The 21422-nt window shown below is 62.4% G+C and carries 22 protein-coding genes; 6 read left to right on the plus strand and 16 right to left on the minus strand.

Going from position 1 to position 21422, the window contains the following annotated elements:
- Positions 1-16 precede the first annotated feature (16 nt).
- Both NCR38_RS29755 and NCR38_RS29760 read left to right on the plus strand, forming a co-directional pair.
- Complete coding sequence (locus NCR38_RS29755) at positions 17-760, plus strand: FadR/GntR family transcriptional regulator (RefSeq protein ID WP_061119514.1); 744 nt, start codon at positions 17-19, stop codon at positions 758-760.
- A gap of 301 nt (positions 761-1061) precedes the next feature.
- Complete coding sequence (locus NCR38_RS29760) at positions 1062-2369, plus strand: hypothetical protein (protein ID WP_250478070.1); 1308 nt, start codon at positions 1062-1064, stop codon at positions 2367-2369.
- On the opposite strand, the gene NCR38_RS29765 is transcribed toward NCR38_RS29760, so the two are convergent.
- The 10 genes from NCR38_RS29765 to NCR38_RS29810 all read right to left on the minus strand — a co-directional run bounded on the left by NCR38_RS29765 (position 2362) and on the right by NCR38_RS29810 (position 11334).
- Positions 2362-2697: a Rieske 2Fe-2S domain-containing protein gene (locus NCR38_RS29765; RefSeq protein ID WP_061119515.1), complete on the minus strand. Its 336-nt coding sequence runs from the start codon at positions 2695-2697 to the stop codon at positions 2362-2364. The two genes, NCR38_RS29760 and NCR38_RS29765, sit on opposite strands and share 8 nt — an antisense overlap.
- Entirely contained in the window at positions 2694-3512 is an 819-nt protein-coding gene (locus NCR38_RS29770) for an intradiol ring-cleavage dioxygenase (protein ID WP_250478071.1), read from the minus strand. Before NCR38_RS29770 ends, NCR38_RS29765 begins: the two co-directional genes overlap by 4 nt.
- Positions 3509-4564, minus strand: a complete 1056-nt coding sequence (locus tag NCR38_RS29775) for a maleylacetate reductase (protein ID WP_061119517.1) — start codon at positions 4562-4564, stop codon at positions 3509-3511. Before NCR38_RS29775 ends, NCR38_RS29770 begins: the two co-directional genes overlap by 4 nt.
- Positions 4565-4578: 14 nt before the next feature.
- Positions 4579-6042 (minus strand): aldehyde dehydrogenase family protein, encoded by a 1464-nt coding sequence (locus NCR38_RS29780; protein WP_061119518.1) that lies wholly within the window; start codon positions 6040-6042, stop codon positions 4579-4581.
- A 96-nt stretch (positions 6043-6138) separates the two neighbouring features.
- Positions 6139-7134, minus strand: coding sequence for a hypothetical protein (locus NCR38_RS29785; protein ID WP_061119519.1), 996 nt, complete (start codon positions 7132-7134; stop codon positions 6139-6141).
- A 44-nt stretch (positions 7135-7178) separates the two neighbouring features.
- A complete protein-coding gene (locus NCR38_RS29790; protein ID WP_061119579.1) occupies positions 7179-7670 on the minus strand; it encodes a hypothetical protein in 492 nt (163 codons plus the stop codon).
- A 137-nt stretch (positions 7671-7807) separates the two neighbouring features.
- Positions 7808-8254 carry a nuclear transport factor 2 family protein gene (locus NCR38_RS29795; RefSeq protein WP_061119520.1) on the minus strand — a complete coding sequence of 149 codons (447 nt, stop codon included), beginning with the start codon at positions 8252-8254 and terminating at the stop codon, positions 7808-7810.
- A gap of 23 nt (positions 8255-8277) precedes the next feature.
- A complete protein-coding gene (locus NCR38_RS29800; RefSeq protein WP_061119521.1) occupies positions 8278-8655 on the minus strand; it encodes a cytochrome c family protein in 378 nt (125 codons plus the stop codon).
- Positions 8652-10376, minus strand: a complete 1725-nt coding sequence (locus NCR38_RS29805) for an FAD-dependent oxidoreductase (RefSeq protein WP_061119580.1) — start codon at positions 10374-10376, stop codon at positions 8652-8654. Before NCR38_RS29805 ends, NCR38_RS29800 begins: the two co-directional genes overlap by 4 nt.
- 25 nt (positions 10377-10401) lie before the next feature.
- Positions 10402-11334: a transporter gene (locus NCR38_RS29810; protein WP_250478072.1), complete on the minus strand. Its 933-nt coding sequence runs from the start codon at positions 11332-11334 to the stop codon at positions 10402-10404.
- Positions 11335-11592: 258 nt separating this feature from the next.
- Here NCR38_RS29810 and NCR38_RS29815 point away from each other — a divergent pair, with 258 nt between their 5' ends.
- Positions 11593-12438: an AraC family transcriptional regulator gene (locus NCR38_RS29815; protein WP_061119582.1), complete on the plus strand. Its 846-nt coding sequence runs from the start codon at positions 11593-11595 to the stop codon at positions 12436-12438.
- 21 nt (positions 12439-12459) lie between these two features.
- Positions 12460-13425, plus strand: a complete 966-nt coding sequence (locus NCR38_RS29820; RefSeq protein ID WP_061119522.1) for a LysR family transcriptional regulator — start codon at positions 12460-12462, stop codon at positions 13423-13425.
- Positions 13426-13431: 6 nt separating this feature from the next.
- Here the strand turns inward: NCR38_RS29820 and NCR38_RS29825 are convergent, their stop codons facing one another.
- From NCR38_RS29825 to NCR38_RS29840, 4 genes are all read right to left on the minus strand, one after another.
- Complete coding sequence (locus NCR38_RS29825) at positions 13432-14352, minus strand: AEC family transporter (RefSeq protein ID WP_061119523.1); 921 nt, start codon at positions 14350-14352, stop codon at positions 13432-13434.
- A gap of 188 nt (positions 14353-14540) precedes the next feature.
- Positions 14541-14915 (minus strand): c-type cytochrome, encoded by a 375-nt coding sequence (locus NCR38_RS29830; protein ID WP_250478073.1) that lies wholly within the window; start codon positions 14913-14915, stop codon positions 14541-14543.
- Positions 14916-14935: 20 nt separating this feature from the next.
- Positions 14936-15340 carry a hypothetical protein gene (locus NCR38_RS29835; protein ID WP_061119525.1) on the minus strand — a complete coding sequence of 135 codons (405 nt, stop codon included), beginning with the start codon at positions 15338-15340 and terminating at the stop codon, positions 14936-14938.
- A gap of 366 nt (positions 15341-15706) precedes the next feature.
- Positions 15707-16006 (minus strand): hypothetical protein, encoded by a 300-nt coding sequence (locus tag NCR38_RS29840; protein ID WP_250478074.1) that lies wholly within the window; start codon positions 16004-16006, stop codon positions 15707-15709.
- A 329-nt stretch (positions 16007-16335) separates the two neighbouring features.
- On the opposite strand from NCR38_RS29840, the gene NCR38_RS29845 reads away from it, so the two are divergent.
- Together NCR38_RS29845 and NCR38_RS29850 are read left to right on the plus strand one after the other, a co-directional pair.
- The gene (locus tag NCR38_RS29845; RefSeq protein WP_061119527.1) at positions 16336-16803 is read left to right on the plus strand and encodes a zinc-finger-containing protein; all 468 of its coding nucleotides are present in this window, start codon (positions 16336-16338) and stop codon (positions 16801-16803) included.
- A gap of 28 nt (positions 16804-16831) precedes the next feature.
- Entirely contained in the window at positions 16832-17323 is a 492-nt protein-coding gene (locus NCR38_RS29850) for a hypothetical protein (protein WP_061119528.1), read from the plus strand.
- 1459 nt (positions 17324-18782) lie between these two features.
- Here the strand turns inward: NCR38_RS29850 and NCR38_RS29855 are convergent.
- Positions 18783-19760, minus strand: a complete 978-nt coding sequence (locus NCR38_RS29855) for a ParB/RepB/Spo0J family partition protein (RefSeq protein WP_061119529.1) — start codon at positions 19758-19760, stop codon at positions 18783-18785.
- Positions 19757-20968, minus strand: coding sequence for an AAA family ATPase (locus tag NCR38_RS29860; RefSeq protein WP_061119530.1), 1212 nt, complete (start codon positions 20966-20968; stop codon positions 19757-19759). Before NCR38_RS29860 ends, NCR38_RS29855 begins: the two co-directional genes overlap by 4 nt.
- Between the last annotated feature and the right edge of the window lie 454 nt (positions 20969-21422).

A 21422-nucleotide genomic window follows, 5' to 3' on the forward strand; every position in this document is an offset into this window, starting at 1 on the left:
GCGCGCACGCCGCATCATGGATTACCGCAACCCGAAGCAACGCAAGAGCATGCACGGGCGCATCGTGCAGGAGCTCGGTATGCAGATCGTGAGCGGCCGCATCAGGCCCGGCGAGCGTCTGCCGGCCGAGCCCACGCTGTGCGAGAACTACGGCGTGAGCCGCCCGGTGCTGCGCGAGGCGACGCGCGTGCTCGTTGCGAAGGGGCTCGTCGTGTCGAAGCCGCGCGTGGGCAGCGTCGTGCGCGCGCGCGACGAGTGGCACATGCTCGACCCCGATGTGCTCGTGTGGACCATCAGTCATCTTCCCGAAGGCGAGTTCTTCCGCTCGCTGATGACGGTGCGCCAGATCATCGAACCCGCCGCCGCCGCGCTCGCGGCCATCTCCGCCACCGATGAGGACATCGCGCGCATCGCCGCCGCGTATGAGCGCATGGAAGGCGCGCAAAGCGCCGCCGACCTGCTCGATCCGGATCTGGCGTTTCATCACGCGATCATGACGGCGACGCATAACGACATGCTCGCGTATATCGGCAACATGCTGTCGCTCGCGCTCAGCGAATCGATCAAGCTGACGAGCCGTCATCCGAACACGCATGCGCTGTCGCTGCCGCGGCACAAGGCGATCTTCACCGCGATCGCGAACCGCGATGCGCTCGCTGCACGTCAGGCGAGCGTCGTGCAGCTCGACAATGCGCGCGCCGACGCCACCTCGATTCTGGGCGGCGCTGCGCTCGAACCGGATCGGCCGCTGTCGGGGTAACAATTCCCGATCTTGCGCGGTCGTAACGTTTGCTCGACGCGAAAAATGTTCAAGTACCGTCCATCCCCGCCGTAAACCCTATTGAGACCGGCATCGACGCGGTCTCCTCTTCGCCCCCTGCCTCCGGCAGCGCCCATCTCCGGGCGGTTCATCGGGGCCAATAGACGAGCATTCCACCATCCTTGCGCGCGACGCGGGATGAAGGTCCGTCACCGGTCCGTCCGCGTTCGTCCGGACGACTCGCGGAACGTGCGCCTACTTCGTGGACATGGATATTGACCATTTAGTAGTGCGTATCGACATGACGATTTCAATTCAATCCAATATTCCGGCTTTCCGTTTCATTCGATGCAAAGCCGTTGCGCTCGCCGCCGCGGCAAGCGTGCTGCTTGCCGCATGCGGCGGCGGCGGCGGTGGCGGCGGCGACACCGCTGCGTCCTCGAACGCCTCGCGTAGTGGCGGCGCGTCATCCGTGTCGGTTCCGGCGACGGATATTCCGGCCTCGGACACGGGGACATCGAAGATCACGACAAGTCCTTCTTCAGCGAGCAGCGCCGTGGGTGCGCCCGCGACGAATCCCGCCGTCGCCGAAAACACGGTGCCGGCGAGCGGCGCGTCGTCGCCCGTCGTCAGCGCGCCCGATCCGGCCTCGGGCGCCGGCAACGCGACGACGCCGCCGCCTTTGTCCGCGCGGCCCTTCTACGGCGTGAACGGCCACAACAACGAGGGCGGCGCCTACGATCTCTCCAGCCCCGCGCTGCAGCTTTCGCAATTGCAGGATCTCGGCGCGAAGCTGTATCGCAACGAGGTGTATAGCCAGGGCACCGCGAACAAGCTCGCGGGCATCGCCCAATTGATGGCGGCCGGCGGCGTCACCGTGTATCCGGTGATGCTCATGGGCATCGATACGTTCAATAGCGAAACCGAAGGCTACAACGCGGGCTTCGCGCTCGGTCAGCAAACGGCGACCTCGCGCCGTTACCCGTACTACGAGGTCACGAACGAGATGGAAGCCGAGATTCTCGTCGGCAATGTCGATGGCGTTTATCCGCAGCAATTCGATCTCGTGAAGTTCAGAATCCTGCGTGGCGTGATCCGCGGCATGATCGCGGGCATCAAGTCGGTGGATACGTCGGGCAAGATCATCATGGGCGGCGGCACCTGGCTGCACTACGGCTTCCAGCAGATGCTCGCGGCCGGCATGGAGCCGGACGGCAGCGTCGGGCATCCGGTCGTCGACTGGGACATCACCGCGTGGCACTGGTACTCCGAACAGGGCGATATCACCAACGCGTGCGGCGGCACCGGCTGTCATAACGTGCTCGCCGCGCTCAACGCGCTCGGCAAGCCGATCTGGATCAACGAGTTCGGCGTGCGCCCGAACTACGGCACCGATCAGCAGATCGCGGCGTATCTCGTCGGCAATCGCATGATGGCGCAGTTCGTCGCGCTCGCATCGACGTACGATATCGAATCGATCCAGAGCTACGAGCTCTACGACGATCCAGTGGGCGGAGAAGGTGCGTTCGGTTTGCTGAAGAACGACGGCGTGACGCAAAAGCCCGCCTACGCCGCATACAAGAGCTTCGTCGCGACGAATCCTATGTGATGTCCGCGCCTTCGATCATCACCCGGCCATTTTCGATGCGGATCGGAATCCGCCTGAGGCTCGCGCCGAGGCACGGCCCATCGACGCACATGCCGTCCTCGAAGCGAAACATCGCGCTGTGATGGGCGCACATCAGCAGTCCGCCTTCGTAAGTCCAGAACGCATCCGGCTCGTAGTTGAGCGGTATAGAGAAATGCGGGCAGACGTTGCGATACGCCCACGCTTCGCCGCCGCGGCGCAGCACGAGAATCGAAGGCGCGGCTTCGAGGCCGCCGCCATCGGGCACGTCGTGGAGCGCGCAGATGCCGTTCGATGTGGAATGGCTCACGCGCGCTCCCGCGGGATCAGCACGAAATCGCGCGCCGCGTCGTAGCCGCCGTCCTTGCTCACATACTCGATGACGAGCGAAGGCTTCACGCCGAACACCGCATCGGAGTTCACGTAAGGATCATCGGACGAATATAGTGCGGTCGTCAGGGGCTCGTAGCCGGGCGCGTCGATGCGAAAGTGGATATGCGCGGGACGCATCGGATGACGGCCCGTCGCGAGCAGCATCTGGCCGACCGGGCCATCGGTGGGAATCGGATAGCTCGTCGGCTTGATCGAATGAAATGCGTATGCGCCGTCCGCATCCGTGCGAAAACGCCCGCGCAGGTTGCCTTCGGGCTGATCCGGATCCTGTCCTTCATACATGCCGTTCGGCGCGGTTTGCCAGACTTCGATCAGCGCATCGGCGACGGGCTTTCCGCTCACATCGCTCACCACGCCGTGAAAGTACACCGGCTCGCCATCGCTTTGCGCGATGTTCGCGCCGAGGGCCGCCTCGTTCACGCCGTCGCGATAGAACGGGCCGAGCAGACTGCTTTCGGTCGCGCCGTCATCATGATGCTGGTTGATGTCGTCGAGCACGATAGAAAGCCCCAGCGTGTCCGACAGCAGAATGAACTCCTGCCGGATGCCGTCGCACTTCTTGCCCGTGGCCGTGAGGAACTCGATGCCGCGGCGCCATTCGTCGTGCGTGAGGTTCACGTCGCGCGCGAACGCGTGCAGATGGCGCACGAGCGCCGTGACGATTTCCTTCGTGCGGGCATCGGCGCAATGGCCGAAGGCTTCGGTGACGTTTTGCGTGAGTGACTCGTTCATGGTCGTCGTCCTTCGTAGGCCGCTTCCAGCAACGCACGCAGCGGCGCGCGTTCGACCGGCCGCGGGTTCCAGTACGGGCTCTTCAATGCGACATCGACCGCGATATCGATATCGCTTTCCTTCATGCCGATGTCCTTCAGCGCCGTCGGCGCGCCATTCGCACGCGCAAGCTCGAATGCGCCCCTTGCGGCATCGTCCGTGCCGAGCGCGCGCGCGATGCGCTTCATCGCGTCGGGCGCGGCATCGCGGTTATAGGCGAGCGCATGCGGCAATACGATGGTATGCGTCTGCGCGTGCGGCAGATCGAATGTGCCGCCGAGCGTATGGCATAGCTTGTGATGCAGCGACATGCCGACGCTTCCCAGCACCGTGCCGCACAGCCACGCACCATAGAGGCAATCGCCGCGCGCATCGAGATCGTCCGGTTTCGCGACGACCTTGCCGATGCCCTGTGCGAGCGCGCGGATGCCTTCTTCCGCCATCAGGCTCACGACGGGATTCGCGTCCTGCGCGTACAGCCCTTCGGCCGCGTGCGCGATGGCGTTGATGCCGCTCGTCACCGAAAGCGACGCGGGCAGCGACACGGTGAGTTGCGGATCGTAGATCACGGTCTTCGGCAGCACGCGCATGTCGCGGCCGGTCTTCTTGAGGCCCGCTTCCGTGAGCCCGTAGATGGGCGTCATCTCGGAGCCCGCGTACGTGGTCGGCACGGCGAGTATCGGCAGCGACGATGTCAGCGCGATCGCCTTGCCGAGGCCCGTCGTCGAGCCGCCGCCGATGGCGATCGCGCAATCCGCGCCGATGCGCTGTGCATACTCGCGCGCCTCGCGCGCCGTTTCGACGGGCACATGCATCACCGCTTTCGCGAACACGCCGGCCGCGCGAGGCCCGATGCGTTCGGCGAGCGCTTCGGCCTGGTCGCGCTGCGGCGGTGTCGCGAGAATGAGCGCGCGCTGCGCACCCAGCAGCTCGATCTCGCGTTCGATATGCTCGATGCTCCCCGCGCCGAACACCACGCGCGACGGCATGCCCTGATAAATGAACGATTGCATGATTCCCTATGCGCTCAGCGCGGATAGTAAGGCGGAATATTGGCGTCGACATTCACCCACACCGACTTCGCCTGAGTATATTCGCGCATCACTTCGAAGCCCATCTCGCGGCCATAACCGCTTGCGCCTACGCCGCCGAAGGGCGATCCGGGACTCACGCGTTTGTAGCAGTTGATCCACACCATGCCGCTCTTCAATTGGCGCGCGAAGAGATGCGCGCGTTGCAGCTCGCGCGTCCAGAGGCCCGCGCCGAGGCCGTATTCGGTGCCGTTCGCGATTGCGAGCGCTTCTTCATCGCTCTTGAACGTGCTCACGGCGACGAACGGGCCGAAAACTTCTTCCTGCGCGACGCGATCGGTCGGCTTCGCCTCCACGATGGTCGGCTCGACATAGCAGCCGTTCGCGAGCGCCGCGGCCTCCGGCGCCTTGCCGCCCGCGAGCACGCGCCCGCCCTGCTCGCGCGCGACATCGACATACGACAGCACGCGGTCGCGATGCATCTGCGATGTGAGCGGCCCCATTTCCGTCGACGGATCCAGCGGATCGCCGATGCGGATCGAGCGCGCCAGCGACGTGAAGCGCTCCAGCAAGTCATCGGCGATCGACTCGTGCACGATCAATCGCGACGCCGCGATGCACGCCTGTCCCTGGTTATGGAAGATGCCGAACGCGGAGCCTTGCACGACGGCATCGATATTCGCGTCGCCGAACACGACGTTCGCGCCCTTGCCGCCCAGTTCCAGTTGCACTTTCTTCAGATTGCCGCTCGATGCCTGCACGATCTTGCGGCCCACCGCCGTCGATCCGGTGAACGCGACCTTGCCGATCTCCTGATGCTCGGCGATATATTGCCCCGCGACGTGCCCGAGCCCCGGCAGCACGTTGACGACGCCCGCCGGAAAACCGACTTCGGCCATCAACTCGGCGATGGCGAGACTCGATAACGGCGTCAGTTCGGCCGGCTTCATCACGACGCAATTGCCCGCCGCGAGCGCCGGCGCCATCTTCCAGCTCGTGAACATCAGCGGAAAATTCCACGGCACCACCTGCCCGACGATGCCGACCGGCTCGCGCGTCAGATAGTTGAGAAAGCCCGCTTCGACCGGAATCACCGAGCCTTCGAACTTGTCCGCCATGCCGCCGAAGTAGCGGAACGTCGCGGCCGTGCGCGGCACGTCGAGGTTTCGCGTGTCGCGGATCGGGTGGCCCGTGTCCATCGACTCGAGACGCGCGAGTGCATCGGCGTTGGCTTCAATGGCATCGGCGAGTTTCAGGAGCAGGCGCCCGCGATCGGCAGCCGCCATGCTGCTCCACGTCGGGAACGCTTTTTTCGCGGCTTGCACCGCGCGATCGACGTCCTCGCGGCCTGCCATGGAGACTTGCGCGATCTCGCTGTTGTCGTGCGGATTCAGGGTCGCGAGCGTTTCGCCGGAAAGGGCGGGCACGAAGCGGCCATCGATGAAGAGTTGCGTTTGCATGTCTTGCTCGTGTCGAAGATTGAGGGCGAAGCCTTCCCCGCGACGCCCGATGAAGGCGTCGTCGTGTCGAAGAGAAGCGAAGAAGCCGGGAAGCGTTTAGAGCGCGACCGGATACGGCGGCAGTTCGCCGCTTTCGTAGCGCCTGGGCAGATCGGGCGTCGCGTTCTCCCAGACGAGCAGCATCGAGCGCTTCTGCGAGTAGCCCTTGTGGCGGATGTCGGCGGGCATCGCGGCGATATCGCCGGCGTTCATCGTGATGCGCGCGCGCGGCTCGCCGGTGTCCTTGTCGGCCACGTCCCAGATGATCTGATCCGACAGTTGCAGGAACCATTCGACGCGGTCGTTGCCGTGAAAAACCGGCAGCACGAACTCCTCGGTCGTCGGGCAAAAGAGGCTTTGCTTGCACACGGACGTGACCGACGGATTCCATGTCACGTCCGAACGCGACAGATACTTGAACAGGCTGAACGCGTGCAACTGCCCTTCGAATCCGGGCTCGGCGTGAATCTCCGGCTCGTCCTGCGAGACATCCGCGAACTGGCGATTCACCGGGAAGTCGTCGCGCAGCGGTGAGTCGCCTTCGAGACCGGGCATGCGCTTGGTCGCAATGCGCGTGCGGTCGATCGCCGCGATGTTGTCGCCGTGCTTGGCGCCGAACGCGGAGCCGGTTTCCTCGGGTGCCGCGAACGGATCGAAGCCTTCGTTGACCCAGTCCTTCAGGATCGCCTTGAAGGTCGCCATGATGATCGGCGTTTCGAACTGCTGCGTGTAATCGACGCCCGCCTCGCGGAAGCTCGCGTTATACGCGCCGGCATACATGTCGACCTTGCCGTAGTGATTGCGCGTGCCGAGCACTTCGTCGAAATTGACCCAGCCGTAGAAGAAGCCCCATGCGACGTCGCGCATCATCGCGCGCAGGAAGTCGTCGGCGTGCATCTGATGCGAGCGCGTCTGTCCTTGCGCCGGCCATTTCACGGTGACGAAGTACGCGTCGCGGCTGAATTCGAAATCGCCCAGCTTGAACGTGCGGTAGCCGGTGTTCGCATCGGGGTCGGTCGCGACTACGCTCTGAAGGAATGCTGCGTGATCCATGATGGTGTGCTCCGAATGTTTGAAAGTGGTTGGCGTATGCGTGTTCACTGAATGCAGATGTCGGCCCACTTCTCGACCGAAGCCGAACCGAGGATCGTCTGCACGAGCAGCACGCCGGTCTTTCGCGCTTCGAAGCGATACGCCACGCCAGCGGGCAGGAGCGCCTGATGACCGCGACGCAGACGCACGAAACCCATCTTCTGGCCCGAAGGCTCGCCTTCGAGCTTCACCGTGCCTTCGACGTTTTCGGCGACCAGTGCGCCATCGGAAGGCTTGATGAAGTGCACGTCGATTTCGCCATCGAGCGCGACCGCGAATTCATCGTGCGATGCGCAGAACCACGGCGACACGCCTTGTGCGCGCAACGTTTCGATCACGTACTTCAGGTTCTTGCCGACGACCACTTTTTCGTAAGGCGCGGCGTGGCTCGCGACTTCGAACACATTGGACATCGCGTAATGCGAGGCCTTGCCCTTGATGACTTCGATGTTGCCCTTGCGATAGTTATCGAGGCTGCCGAGTTGGGTCTGTTGCATGTCTGTCTCCTTGTCTGCGGTCACGTTCGCGGTGTCGCGCTGGAATCAAGATTAGGGCTGCGAGCGGCGAGAGGCAATGAATCGAGGTTCGCGTTTGCCGAACGATGCGTGCTCGATCGCGGCCCTAGGGAAAGTACTTACTGCTGCGCTTGCCTGTCCGCGAGCCACGGATAACGCAGCGTGTCCGCGCCTTCGTAGTCGGGATCGAGATAGATGAAGCAGCGCTGGATCTTGAAGTCGCGGATCTCGAATACGTCCGTCCAGCGGCCCGCATGCGTGACGCCCGCGCGCCAGTCGACGCCGCCTTTCGTGGTGCCGTAGCTCGTGCCTTCGACGACCACCGTGTCGCCCTGCTGAATCACATTCAGATACGCGAGGTCATGCTTGAACTTCGCGACGATGGAACCGAGATCCGCGAAGAGTCGTTCGAAGGCCGCGCGTCCCGTCGCGATGCCCCACTTCGGGAAATAGACTTCGGCGTTATCGTCGAACAAATCGAAAAACGGTGCGCCGCGATCGAGCCTGCGCAGATATTCGAGCGCGATGGTCTTGCGCTGTTCGTCGGTCATGGTGATGGGGTTCATAGTCTCGTCTCCTGTTGTCCAGTTCAATGCAGCGTGCGCAGATAAGCGATGATCTTCTGGCGTCGCGCTTCATCGCCTTCGAAATAGGTCATCGCGTTGCCGGGTGCGACGGATTGCGTATCGGTGAGCCACGCGTCGAGCAGTTGCTCGTCCCAGACCTTGCCCGCCGCGGCCGCCTTCATGCCCGCCGAATACTTGAAGCTCGGGTCGGACGCCATCGGCTTGCCGGCGATGCCGAAGAGATTCGGCCCTTGCCCGTTCGGCTCGCCCTTGCCGAAGGTGTGGCACACGGCGCAGTTGTTCGTCGTGAGCTTTTTGCCGACCGCAACGGGATCTTGTTGCGCGCGCACGGTGGTGCTGACGAGCGCGAGCATCGTCAATAGATAAGCGATCCGAATCATGATTGAGCTCCGTTGGCGGACTGCGCCGCACGATAAGCAAACGCGATGATTGGCCCGAGCGTGCCGCCGCCCGCCCAGTAAGCGCGCGCGGACGCCGACGCGACGCAATTGCCGACGCCGTAAAGACCCTTGATCGGTTCGCCGCGCGTATCGAGCACCTGTCCGTGCGAATTGGTTTTCGGGCCGCCCTTGGTGTCGAGATTCCCCGCGACGATGAGCGCCGCGTAGTACGGTCCCTTTGCGCTCAGCGGATACATCGTCTCGTTCTTCTGATCCGCTTTCTTCGATACCGGCCCGTTGAACAGCTTCTCGACGATGCGCTCGCCGCGATGGAAATCCTGATCCACGCCCGTCTTCGCGAAGCCGTTGAAGCGTTTGATTGTCGCCTCGACATTGCGCACGAAGTCGTCGGAAAGATCGGCGCTGCCGAGCGCGCTTTTGTGCTTCGCCATGCGTTCGCGAATCGCGGCTGCCAGTTCCGTGAGCGTATTGCCGCGCAGTACGTGACGGTCGTTCGATCCCTTCGGCACGATGAGACTGCCGTAGTCATCGCTCGCGCAATGGTCCTGCGCCTGCTGGTCCCAGATGGAAACAAGCGTGAGATTCGGATACTCGCCCTTCGCGCCGTCCCATTCGGAGAAGGTCGCGCAGACTTCGTTGTACGCGAGCTTCTCGTTGACGACGCGCTTGCCGTACTTGTTCACGTAGAGCATCGAATCGCCGGTCGGCGTGAAGATGCCGGACAGCGAGCCGTCTTTTGCGACGGCCTTGTCGAGCGAGATCGGCGCCATCCACGAGTAGTTCATGTTGCGCAACTGCACGTCGAGCGCGCTCGAAATGCGCACGAAATCGCCTTCATTGGTGGGCGCGGCGCAACCGCCATACACCGCGCCATGCAGGAAGTTCTTGCGCAGTTCGGGATCGTGCGTGAAGCCGCCCGTTGCGAAGATGACCGCCTTTTTCGCGCGCACGCGAAAGAGCGTGCCCTCTTCCGTCAGCGATTCGACGCCCATCACCGCGCCCGATTCATCGACGAGCACCTTCTGCACGCGATAACCCGTCCTGATGTCGATGCCGTCGCGCCGTGCCGCGGCGCTCATCGTGCGGATCGCGACGCGTCCGCCATCGGACATGCTCGGCAGTCCGTCCTTCGGAAACAGCACGCGGCCGCGCGGCGCCTTGTCTTCCGGCAGCTCGGCCCAGTAATCCGGCACCGCCGCTTCATGTCGATACGGCAGCGCGCCCTTGCTCGCAAGCAGTTCCGCCGCGGGCGACGCGCTGTCGTAGATCGCCTCGCACATCTCGTACTCCCAGTCCGAGAGGCCGAGCTTCGGCAACGACGGATCGTATTGCTCGGGCCGCGACAGACGCGCGACATAGCGCATGTAATCGGGCTTCGGATCGGCGATCCCCGCGCGGCGCATCGGCTCGTTGTTCGGCACCCAGTACCAGAACGCGGCTTTCGCGGCCGTGCCGCCGACGCTGCCGGCCTTCTCCAGAATCACGACGCGGTTGCCGAGCCAGCGCGAGAACAGCGCGCACGGCAGGCCGCCGCCTCCGCCGCCGCACACGACGACGTCGTACTCCGCATCGAATTTGATGTCGCTCGCGGCACGCGCGGTGAGCGACACCGCGCCGAATGCGGCCGCCGCGGTGCCGGCGCCCGCAGCCTTGATGAAATTGCGCCTCGACGCGGCGGGAAGCTTGTTGGTCTCACTCATGTTCGTCTCCATCGTTGGAATGTGCTCACCAGTAGTGCCACGCCTGCACGAGTATTCCGTTGGTGAGCGTGGTGTTGCGCCCCGAAACCGAGTGCTGGTACTGGATGGAAAGCTGGTCGTACATCTTCTGGTGCAGAAACGGCAGGCTGTTCGGCTTGAACTGGAACAGCACGCCGAGCCCCACGGTCGTTTCGCGGCTCGCGCTGTTCGCAAGCGGCATCGACGCGGTCTGGTTGAACGTTCCGCCGCTCGTCTGGTAATCGAGACCGACGAAGGGAATCGCGAAGGGGTTGTCGGGCGGCGAGATGCTGTAGCCGACGCGCAGGTTCAGGTGAAACGTGTTGCCCGGGCTCAGGTCGTCGTGACCGGAGCGCAGCGTGCGTCCGCGCAGAATGCCGCCGAGCAGCAGATCGACGTTCACATGCCCGTACCAGTCGTCGTAGAAGACGGATGGCCAGAACGACCACGTGTTCGTCGATACATCGTTCTGGCCGATCGGCACCTGTACGTAGGCCTGGAAACCGAGCGTCGTCGCGGGCGCGGGGTTGTACCAGACGAGCCCGCCGACGAGCGGATCGCCGATACCGCTCGCGGAAAACTGTGAGCCCTGCGTGCGAATCTCGGGCAGCGTGATGCTCGCGTTGAAGCCGACATGCGGCAGCGACGGCACTTTCCAGTAGTGGATGAACGTCGAGAGCCCGACGAACGTGTTCGTGCCCGGACCCGCGACCTGATTGCCGTGCGAATCGAAGGCGCGGTTGTCGTGATTCCATTCGAGGTTCTGGCCGAAGGAATCGTATGTGCCTTCGAAGTCGCTGCTGAACTGCCAGGTCTGCGGGCGGTCCGTCGCGAAGGGAATGCCCGACGCGTGCGCCGTCATCGAACAAAGCGCGCCAAGCAGGGCGAGCGCGCATGTTCCCCGCCTTCGAATCGTCTGTCGTGTGTGCCGCGTTTGCATCGTCGTCTCCGTCGTTCGTGTCGTATGGGCGAACGTTACGAAGACGCGGCGCGCGGGTCTTTCAGGTTTTGCGAGTTTCAGATTCCGGGCGGCTCGCGGACGGATCCGGGTATACACCGGGACGCAAAGCGCGCACGCGGCGTTCGCGAATGGCGACCCATCGCGCGTGCAAGGGCTTCCCGCGCGCATCTATACTCGCGTGAACAGCGGCGTCCGATGGTCCAGTGGCAAGCCGCGCAAAGACATGGAGACACGATCATGAGCGCCACCGCCGCGCCCGCCCGCATCGACCGCTTCAGCGCGGTCACGGGCGTCCCGGGACTCGAATACTGCATTGCCGGACCGCGTCCTTATTCGCTTGAGCTGAACAATTCGTCGGACATGATCTGCCTGTTGCTCGGCACGATCGTCTCCGACACGCGCTACGACGACGGCCCGGCCGCGCCCTTCACGTTTCGCGCTGAAACGGCCGCTTATCATCCGCGCGGCGGCAGCATGTGCATCGACGCGCACGACGTGCGTCATGGCTTCATCGCGTTTCGTTATTCGGAAGCGTTCGTGAATCGCATCGCGGACAGAAGCACCGAGCGGCTGCGTCGCGCGGGCAGCCGCAGCAATCTCGGCGCCGATTCCATCCGGCATCTCGTGCGTTATGCGCGTCAGAAAGCGCCGAGGGAGTCGGGCAAGGTCGATCCGTGGGAGCTGCAATGCGTCGCGACGCTCGCGTGGATCGAAACGACGCGGCATCTCGAACGCGCCGCGCGCGAGCGCAAGTCCGCGCTGACGGACGCGGGATTCGCCACCCTCGAAGCGTTCGTCGCGGACAACATCGACCAGAGCCTCTCCTGCGCCGATATCGCCGCCGAACTCGATCTGCCCGTGCGCGCCGTCTTCGATGGCGTGAAGGCGCGCACCGGTTATTCGCTCTATCGCTACGTGCTGGAAAAGCGCATCGGCGTTGCGGCGCACATGCTGCGTTCGGGCGATGCGCCGCTCGTCGATGTCGCCGCCGCGTGCGGATTCTCGTCGCAGCAACACATGACGGCGCTCTTCTCCGAGCGGCTCGGCACGACGCCGCTGCGTTACCGCAACGGCGCAGCCTAGCGGACGGAAACAGGAGGAAGCATGGACCTCTTCATGTCGATGGAGGCCTTCGTCCGCGCAGCGGAAGCGCAGAGCTTCGCGAGCGCGGCGCGTCAGCTCGGCGTGGCGAAATCGGTCGTCACGTCACGCGTGAAGCAGCTCGAAGAGCATTTCGGCGTCGCGCTGTTTCATCGCTCGACGCGTGCGGTGCGTTTGTCGGAAGTCGGCGAAACGTACTATCGCGATTGCCTGTTGCTCGTCTCCAAGGTGCGCGAATTGTCGGGGCGCGCGAGCGCGGAAACGCAGTCGTTGTCGGGCACGCTCAATGTTCACGTGCTGCCGGGCTTCGCGCTCGGGCATTTCTCGCAGGCGCTGATCGCGTTTCGCGAGGCGCATCCGCGCATCGAGTTCGTCGTGACGGTGAACGATCGCGTAATCGATCCCGTCCAGGAAGGCTTCGATCTCGCGTTGCAGATCTATCCGCCCGCGTCGAATCTGCTCGTCGAACGCAAGCTCTTTCCGGTGCGCGGCGTCTTGTGCGCGACGCCCGCCTATCTCAAGGAGGAGCCCGTCATCGAGACGCCGCTGGATTTGCTGCGCCACGATTTCGCGCGTTACGCGCACTATCCGTGGGGCGACAACTGGCCGCTCATGAAGGGCAACGAGTGTTATGAAATCGCGCTCAACGCCGTGTTGAAGACCAACAGCGTGCATCTGCTGCTCGAGTTCGCGCGCGCCGGCGCGGGTGTCGTCTATCTGCCGACGATGGTCGCCGCGAGCGATCTGCTCGAACGCCGGCTCGTGCGCGTGCTGCCCGACTACGCGGCGCCGCCGCTGTGGCTCTCCGCGGTGTATCCGACCTCGCATCGCTCGACGACGAAGGTGAAAGCGTTCGTCGATTTCCTGCGCGAACGCTATCTGAGCGAGCCGCAATGGGACAAAGCGCTCGGCATTTCGCCGCCCGACGACGAAGAGCGCGACGTCGACGAAGAACTCGGCGACGTATGACACGCGCTAGAGAACATAGAGCCACGCGAGCAACGTGCCGATCGAGAATAGCGTGGTCATCGAGATGACCGCGCCGACCACGCTTTTCTCCACGTCGTACTCCGACGCGAGCACGTAAGCGCTTTTCGCGGTCGGCACGGCGGCGCAGACGACCGCGGCGATGGTCGCGGTGCGATCGAGTCCTGCCGCGATGCAAAGCGCGTACACGACGAGCGGCACGATGACGAGCTTGAGCGCCGTCAGCAGCGCGTAGAGATTCACGCGGCCGCGCAACTCGTTCAAGGTCAGATCGAGACCGATTGCGAAAAGCGCGCACGGCGTCAGCGCTTCGCCGAGTATCGTGAGGAACGACACGGCGGGCGCGGGCAGCGTCAATCCGCCGATCGACCACAGCAGCGCGCAGATCGTTGCGAGAATCACGGGATTGGTCGCGATCTGGCGCGCGAGCGCCGTCACATTGATCTTGCGCGACGCGTCCAGCCGGCCGATCTCGACCAGTACGACGAGCACGGGAAACATGATCGCGCCGACGAAGACGGTCGCGACCGCCGCCGCGAGCACGCCGGGCTTGCCGTACAGCGTCTTCAGGATCGGCAGCGCGACGAAGCCGGTATTGGTCATCGACACCGCGGCGGCGAGCATCGCGCTCGCGGCAAGGCTGGCACCGCGCGCGATTCGCGCGACGAGCAGCACGGCCGCGAAGCAGATCATCGAGCCGCCGCCGAACGCGGCGAGAAAGCGCCATTCGAGCAGCGAATGAAGCGGCTCATCGGCGATGGTGACGAATACGAGCGCGGGCATCGCGACGTAGTAGGCAAAGCGCATCAGCGACGGCGCGAGCGTATGCGGCATGTAGCCCGAGACGCGCGCCACCCATCCCGTCAGGATGACGGCGAAGATCGGAAGAATCATGCCGGCGAGATGCATGGCGGGCTCCGATGTGGATGAAGCGCCCGGGCGCGACCGCCCGTTTCTGAATGGGCATCATTATCGGAGAAAAGCAGCGCGCGACGTGCGAATCTGCGCAGTCGCGCGACGGCGGGGTTCAGCGCTCGAGATGTGGCCTCGTTGTCGTCTGCAATGCGAAGCGTCCCGAGCGCGCCAAACAATTGCTTTCATTCGCGCCCCGGCATCGCGCCGGCGGCGAGGCTGCCGTCGGCGCGTGCGGCGAAGTAGCGCTGGATCGCGTCGATATGATTCTCGATCAGCGGATTGCCGCGGTAAGCGGGCATGCCCATCTGCGGATTGCCGTCGAGAATCGCGGCGATGAAGCGCTCGCGGCTCTGCGTGCGCGCAAAGCCGACGATCGACGGCGCGGCGAGTCCCTCATGGTCCTTGCCATGACAACGCGCGCAGTCGGCGACACGCACCGCGCGCCATGCATCGACGAGCGCGGCGTCGGCTGCGCCGGGCGTCTGCGTTTGCGCACGCGCGAATAGCGACACGCCGGCCATGCACGCGAAAACGCACGAAAGCGATCGTCGCGTCATGTGGGCCGTCCGCGCCCCGCTCACTGCTTGCGATCGGACAGCCGGCCGACGTACTTCCATCCCTGGTCGCGCGTCCATACGTAGGTGAAGCCCGTCGGGCCGTCGATGAAGACGGTCATCGGCCGCTCGCTATCGGACGCTTCCTTTTGCGGTTCCGCCGACGCGGGCGTGATGCGCGCTTCCATCGGCTTGAGACCGGCGTCGCGATCGTCGAGGCGCCAGCCGTCTGTATCGGCATAGGTCAGGCGCGATGTTCCGCCCGACGGGGTTTGAACCGTGAGCGTGAGCGGACCGCCGTCGACGGCGATGGGGCGTGCGTCGGCATCGTTCGTTCCGTTCGCGGCGAGGCTCACGTCGCATGCCGCGCCGAACGCCGCTGCGATGATCGTGAGGAACATTGCGTACTTCGTCAGATGGGATCTCATTTCGGTAGCTCCTTGCTGGCCGCGTGACGGCGGCTGTGTGGATGTGCTCATACATCAGAGAACGAACGAGGCCTCGATGAATGTGAAGCCGGGAGATCCGCGAGCGATGGCGATAGGGTTTTCGCTACTGAATCAGGAGCGTCGCGCATGCCGGGCGTTGTGTGGCGAACCCACGTGCGGCCGATGAGAGGCCGTCTTGTGATGGGCTCTACTATCGACCGAACGATCGTCGGGAAAAACCACGCATCCGGAGGGACGTCACCCCGCCATCGGGGGACTGCGCATTGGAAGGTGATCGGCGGGAGGAAGGAATGGGATCGAAGGCGTCCCCGCCGCCTTCGTTACGTCACTGCCGGCACTTTGCTTTTATTGACCATCATAGATATTGCAGCTTAGTCCCGGCGTGCAGAGCTGACTGGTGCTGACCGGCCACGCGTCGCGCGATGCGCTGCCGGACTTGTGCATCGCCGTCGCCCCGCCATAGCTGGAATCGTTCGTTGCCGTGCTGCTGTCTTGCGCACTTTGCTGCGCGGCACTGCCTTGTGCCGGCGACATCTGCATGTCTTGCGCCTGCGCGAAAGGGCTCATCGCGAAGACGCTAGCGGCCGTTGCTGCCAATAGAAAAGTTGCTCTCATCGCCACCACCTCTTGGATCAGGGAATTCATTGAGGACTGCAAGCTTGCGACGAGCTTGCGGGCACGCATGCGGGGACCGGGTTGCGGGCGCGGGGCGGTGCGCCTTCCAGGCTTCTGATCGAACGCGAGGATTTAGGGGCCTGTAGGCACCGAAAGCGCGTAGCTTGTAGCACGCACTCCTACGTTATACCGTGGATCGAAAAAGTAAATTCCGATCGGCGCTCTCCTTTGCACGCGCGCGTCACGCAGGTTTTGCGAACGCGCTTGCTTAAGCGGGCTGCGATATCGCGCGATGTCCGGAACGCGAAGCGGCCGGCCGGTTTTGATATATTGGCTTTCCCGCCCGGGAGTTTCTGGCAATGCGTGTCGGCCGACCTGTCAAACCTCTGCCTCATCCGAACTGCGACTACTGCAACGCGCCCGCGACCCTGACACGCGCGGGCGACGAAGCCTATCCTTATCGCGACGACCACGGCCCGCTCTGGATGTGCGCCGATTGTCAGGCGTGGATCGGCATCTTTCCGCGCAGCACGCGCAACGTCCCGCTCGGCCGTCTCGCCGATGCGCGATTGCGCGATCTGAAAGTGAAGCTGCATGCGGCGCTCGAGCCGCTCGTCCAGGCCAAGGTCCGGCGCGACGGCTGCAATGTTTTCGAGGCGCGGTCCAAGGGAATGAAGTGGCTCGCGCAGACGATCGGCGTCGAGCCGGACAAGTGCAGCATCCACACGCTCGACGCCGACGAGTGCGAGCGCGCGATCGCGGTTGTCGAACATTTCGAACAGGAACGCGGTCAGCACCCTTCAGATTCGGCGAGCGATGAACGTTAACCTGAGAAGGTCAACCACCGATCCTCGCATGTCACGCACTCTACCTTTCCAGCGCTCGCCTCAGGCGACGCGCGCACGGCTCAGCAAGGCACAGCTGCTTCCCATCCCGCGCGCGGTGGCCGACGAGCTCGCGCTCGCGGCGCATATGTCGCTGACGGCTTTGCGCTCGGGCTCGCCGGATATCGCGCCCGCGCAGCACATCACCGAGGCGATGTATCTCGCGAAATTCCTCGCGGAAGCCGGCCACGGCGACTTCGCTCACGACGAACTGCTTCGCGCGGATCAGGCGATGGCCGCCGTGTTCGACGCCGGCCGCACCTCCGGCTCGTGGACGCTCGCGGCAGAAGACTTCGACCGGCTCGCCGCAATCGTGTCGCTTTACGATCATCAGTTGCGGCGGGCGTCCCTGGGGGCGCTTTCGGTCGCGAGCGAGCGGCTCGAACGGTTCAAGGCGGGCGAGCCTTATCAGCCGCTGCACGCGCGGAAGTGCGCAGATCGATTTTTCCTCGATGAACTTTAGGTCGGGATGCCGCGCATCCTGATCAAAGACGCGCCATGTGCCATCTTGATCCTCGCGATAGAACGCAGCGTGCATGCTGTGATGGAGTGGCTTCGTTTGGCGTCGTTGGTGTCGGCGCGATTTGGTTCATGTTCCATTGACGAGGAAGGCGGGCACTCCGTCAGTTAGTTGCGCAGGTGACCACCTTCACCTCGCCGGCGCGCGCGCAGTTTTACTCTAAGGGTGACTACGCAACCTGTATCAATCGATACACTTGACCAATTGGATCGCTTCGGGGTGAGGCCGTCGCAATGGACGCGATTGAAAATGGACCCAAGTGCGATAAAACGGCCGCGTTTCGTGAAACAAATTCAGGTTATCTCGATAAGCTATTGAAATTTATATATTTTTTTTGGGCGAAGTTGGATTACCGTTGTTTCACGGGCATAGGAAAGGCTTCACTCACGGCGAAGACCAATACCCTCCGCTGCTCGATCACTCCGCTCCGGAATGGCGGAGATACTGCCGGACGGGTTGACGCCTTCAGCGGCCTATCACGACCTGCACGTAACCGATGAAGTATCGTTCGATTCGCGATGATGTTTATGGCGATGATCGCAAAAATCAACAACGCGGCACGTGGCCGCAAAGTGCGCTCGATTCGTCTCATTTTCGCAGGACGTCTCTAACTGAAAGCGCCGACTCCCCGGCGCCGTTATTCAACGCGTTCTTCGAAGGGCGAAGTGGTGCCCTGCAAGATGCCGTCTCTTGCCGAGCATCGCCCGAGCAATGGCGTCAAATAGCTGCGCCCGATAACGGTTCTTATGATCGGCACTCGCGCACAGTTTGCCGTGTGGCCCGGACTGTCGAGTGCAGTCATTTGGCCGGGTGCGTTCAGAGTACAAGGCTTTGGTCTCGCCGCCCGCCGGCCTGAGTACAACATGGCGTGCGGACTAAAGCGTTAGCTTCCATAGCGATGGATCGAGTGTCCGAATTCGGACACTAGGCGTGTCAGACGCTCGCATCTAGGCTCGATTTCACCGCGCGGTTACGATGCTAGCCCCAAAAATCCTCGAGAGGACACCTGGCTCACGCTTCATCTTGGCTGGAGGCATTCAGATCAACTGTCTACGAAACCGCTGGGGGTAGCCCAGGTCTTGGCCCCGGCTCGAATTAGGCGTGCGCAAATGCTAGCGTTCAAAAAATCAAACGCTGGCTGATTCTCGGGTAGTTGTTCGAGGATTTCCTACCCAGTTGATCCAAGGTTCCTCCTTGGGGCGCTATGCTGCAGGGACCGAAAAGTGTCCGAATTCGGACAGTCGGTGCGTACCGTGACGAATCGAGCGACAGAGGTTGATGATCCGTTTGCCTCCGCCCTAAGTGTCCGAATTCGGACACTCCTTCAACGCCCGGCGTATTTTTCGATTGCGCTCGATCGCGGACCATAAAAAAAGCCCGCCGAAGCGGGCTGTCCATTGGCTCACTCAGAGCGTATCGAGAACATCTTCCCAATATGATCTCTAAGCTGGTTTTCCTGCTCCTCCGTCATGACACCCGCTTTGAACTTGAACGTGAGCCCTTTCACGTCTTTCGTGATGCTCCCAGCCTGAACCTTCCCCGCGAATATCTTGAGAATGCTTCGACCGCCGGCATCCGTGGCTGACTCTCCCCGACTCGCCTGCGCGCTCAAACTCGCCGCTACCTTAGTCTGCACCAGATCACCGGAAAGAACCTGTGGCCACAATTCCTGAAGCGCCCTCAATCCTTGCTCGCCAGTCTTCTTCAGCGCGTTGACGATATCTTGCGCTGCCGAGGCCCCCAGAACAGAAGGATTCAAATCCAAATCGCGCTTCACGAAGTCCGGCAGCGAATCGTAGGCGAGAAATCGGTAGAGATCGCTCCGCGTAATCCCCATCGCTTCCGAAAGCCGCGTCCGATTAGGAAACTCCGACTCTGCCCGGCGAATCGCAATCGCAATCTCGTAGTCAGAGAGATCATCGCGCGTGACGTTCTCCATGAGCGCCAACGCAGCCATATCTTGGTCCGTGCACTCGATCACCACCGCACGAACCGACGTCTTGTTAATCAGTTTGTGCGCGCGCCAGCGTCGCTCGCCCGCGACGAGCTGAAACGCCTCGCCGACGCGCCGGACGGTAACTGCTTGCAGCAATCCGACTTCTCCGATCGAGCGGGCCAACTCAGCGAGTTTGGCCTCGCTGAACTGACGACGCGGTTGCCACGGGTTGGGCACAATGGCGTCAACGGGAATCTCCGTCTCGACGCCCCGCGCCTCGAGTTCCTGAATCCGAAGTTGCGCCGCGGCCAACGCGCTCGTGATGCCCGGCATCGTTTGCGGACCGCGGTTCGACTTATCCTTTTTGGTCTCACTCTTGAAATCCGCCGGCTTTGGCAAGTTGGCCGTCTTGGCCATGAGTTGTTCTCGGATGTTATTACTCATGCCGGCTCCTTCCACGATTTGACGAACATATCATCCAGCCATTTGGCATATTGCATCATGGGTTGCCGCACCCGTTGAAGCGACTTCGCCGTGGAATGCGTACTGACGACGTCAAGAGCGGTCGAGAAAGAAAGCGCGCCACCGCTCATTACAGAACTAGCCGGAATCTCAAACGGATCGAGCCAGCGACCATACGCGCTTTGCGCCCATTGACGTACAACCGGCGCAGACGAGGTCTTGCCGTAATCCACCTTCGACAACAGGATGGAAATGAAGTCGTAGACTTTGTCTTCCTCATACGGAAGGAAATCCTCGGCAACATCGGAGAATAGCCGCCAGAACGCGAGTGAACTAATGAAGTCGAGATTCTCCGGAATCATCGGCATGACGAGCGCGTCCGCTGCGAGCAGCGCATTAAGATTCATATACGACAGCGACGGCGATGTGTCGATCAAAATGTAGTCGTACTGCGATCGCAGCGGCTCGAGTCCCTCGCGCAGCACTGCCCAGAATCGGTAACCCTGAATCGTCTTTTGACGAGCGGGGAGCAGGAACTCTGCTCCATATAAGAAGGTATGTCCGGGGATAATGTCGAGGCCATCCCAATACGTCGACTGGACGCTTGCTCCGAGACCTCCTTCCACGTTCTGATCATAGATATAGGGTAGCACCGTGTCGTCGCCGGATATTTCTTTCTCGGCATAAAGACCACACAACTCCGAAGCCGAAGCCTGCGGATCGAGGTCGATGAGCAACACCTTGCGGCCCAGAAGCGTCAACGCTTGTGCCAGGCAAACAGTCGTCGTGGTCTTCGCCGAACCGCCCTTCAATTGAGCGGTCGTCAACACTTTGCCCCTGAAGGCACTGTCGCCGTCGCCAAGGCGAGTCTGATAGATATCGGATGCCATCTTCACCCAGACCCGTACCTCGGGCAGAGTAAACGTTCGACTGCGGCCGCTGCCGTTCAGCGTTCCCGGTGGCAACCCTCCTTCTCCCTTCGTCACCAGATACTGGATCTGCTGGCGGGTCAGATTGCACATCTCGGCCAGTTCGCTGATCGTATAAAAAGGCGCGAGCTTGCGAGGGCGCGGAGCGAGGATCTGCTCCCGGAGGTTGTCCGAAAAGGGTTCAAGGTTATCGGCGAACTCCGCCACTTCGCGAAGGGTGACCTTGCGGTCTTCCATAGGTAGGGTGCCTACGTTTGCCATTCTGCGCTTTCTCCATGTATTGACGTCGAAGCGCAGAATACACGAATACGCGTAAACAAGGTTGTATTGCGTCGAGAAATGACGCTTCGGCTACATCGAGACCGACATCCGATTGATTTTTCGGGTCTTTTTATGCCCAAGCGGATATCAACCGACTATCTTTCACGACCATAACGGCTCCGACGCGCTTCCGCCACCCGAATCCTCTCTCGCCGACAGCACAAAAAGCACCCCGGGGGGCGGTTTTTGGTCAACGATCCGTTTCTCTATTTACGCTGCATTTTCAATGACTTAGCAATTCGAATGCAAAATCCGTCCGTAAACTTCCACCGAGTCCGTTTTGTTTTTTTGTAAACCTAGACCCACCCACCAACAAACAAAGACCCTCATTTTGCTTAAAAATCAACGACCGTCCCTGTGGATAGGGACGCTTTTTGTGAAGCACGGGACGGTT

This window comes from Caballeronia sp. INML1 (genome assembly GCF_023631085.1).
GTDB classification, from domain to species: Bacteria; Pseudomonadota; Gammaproteobacteria; order Burkholderiales; family Burkholderiaceae; genus Caballeronia; species Caballeronia turbans.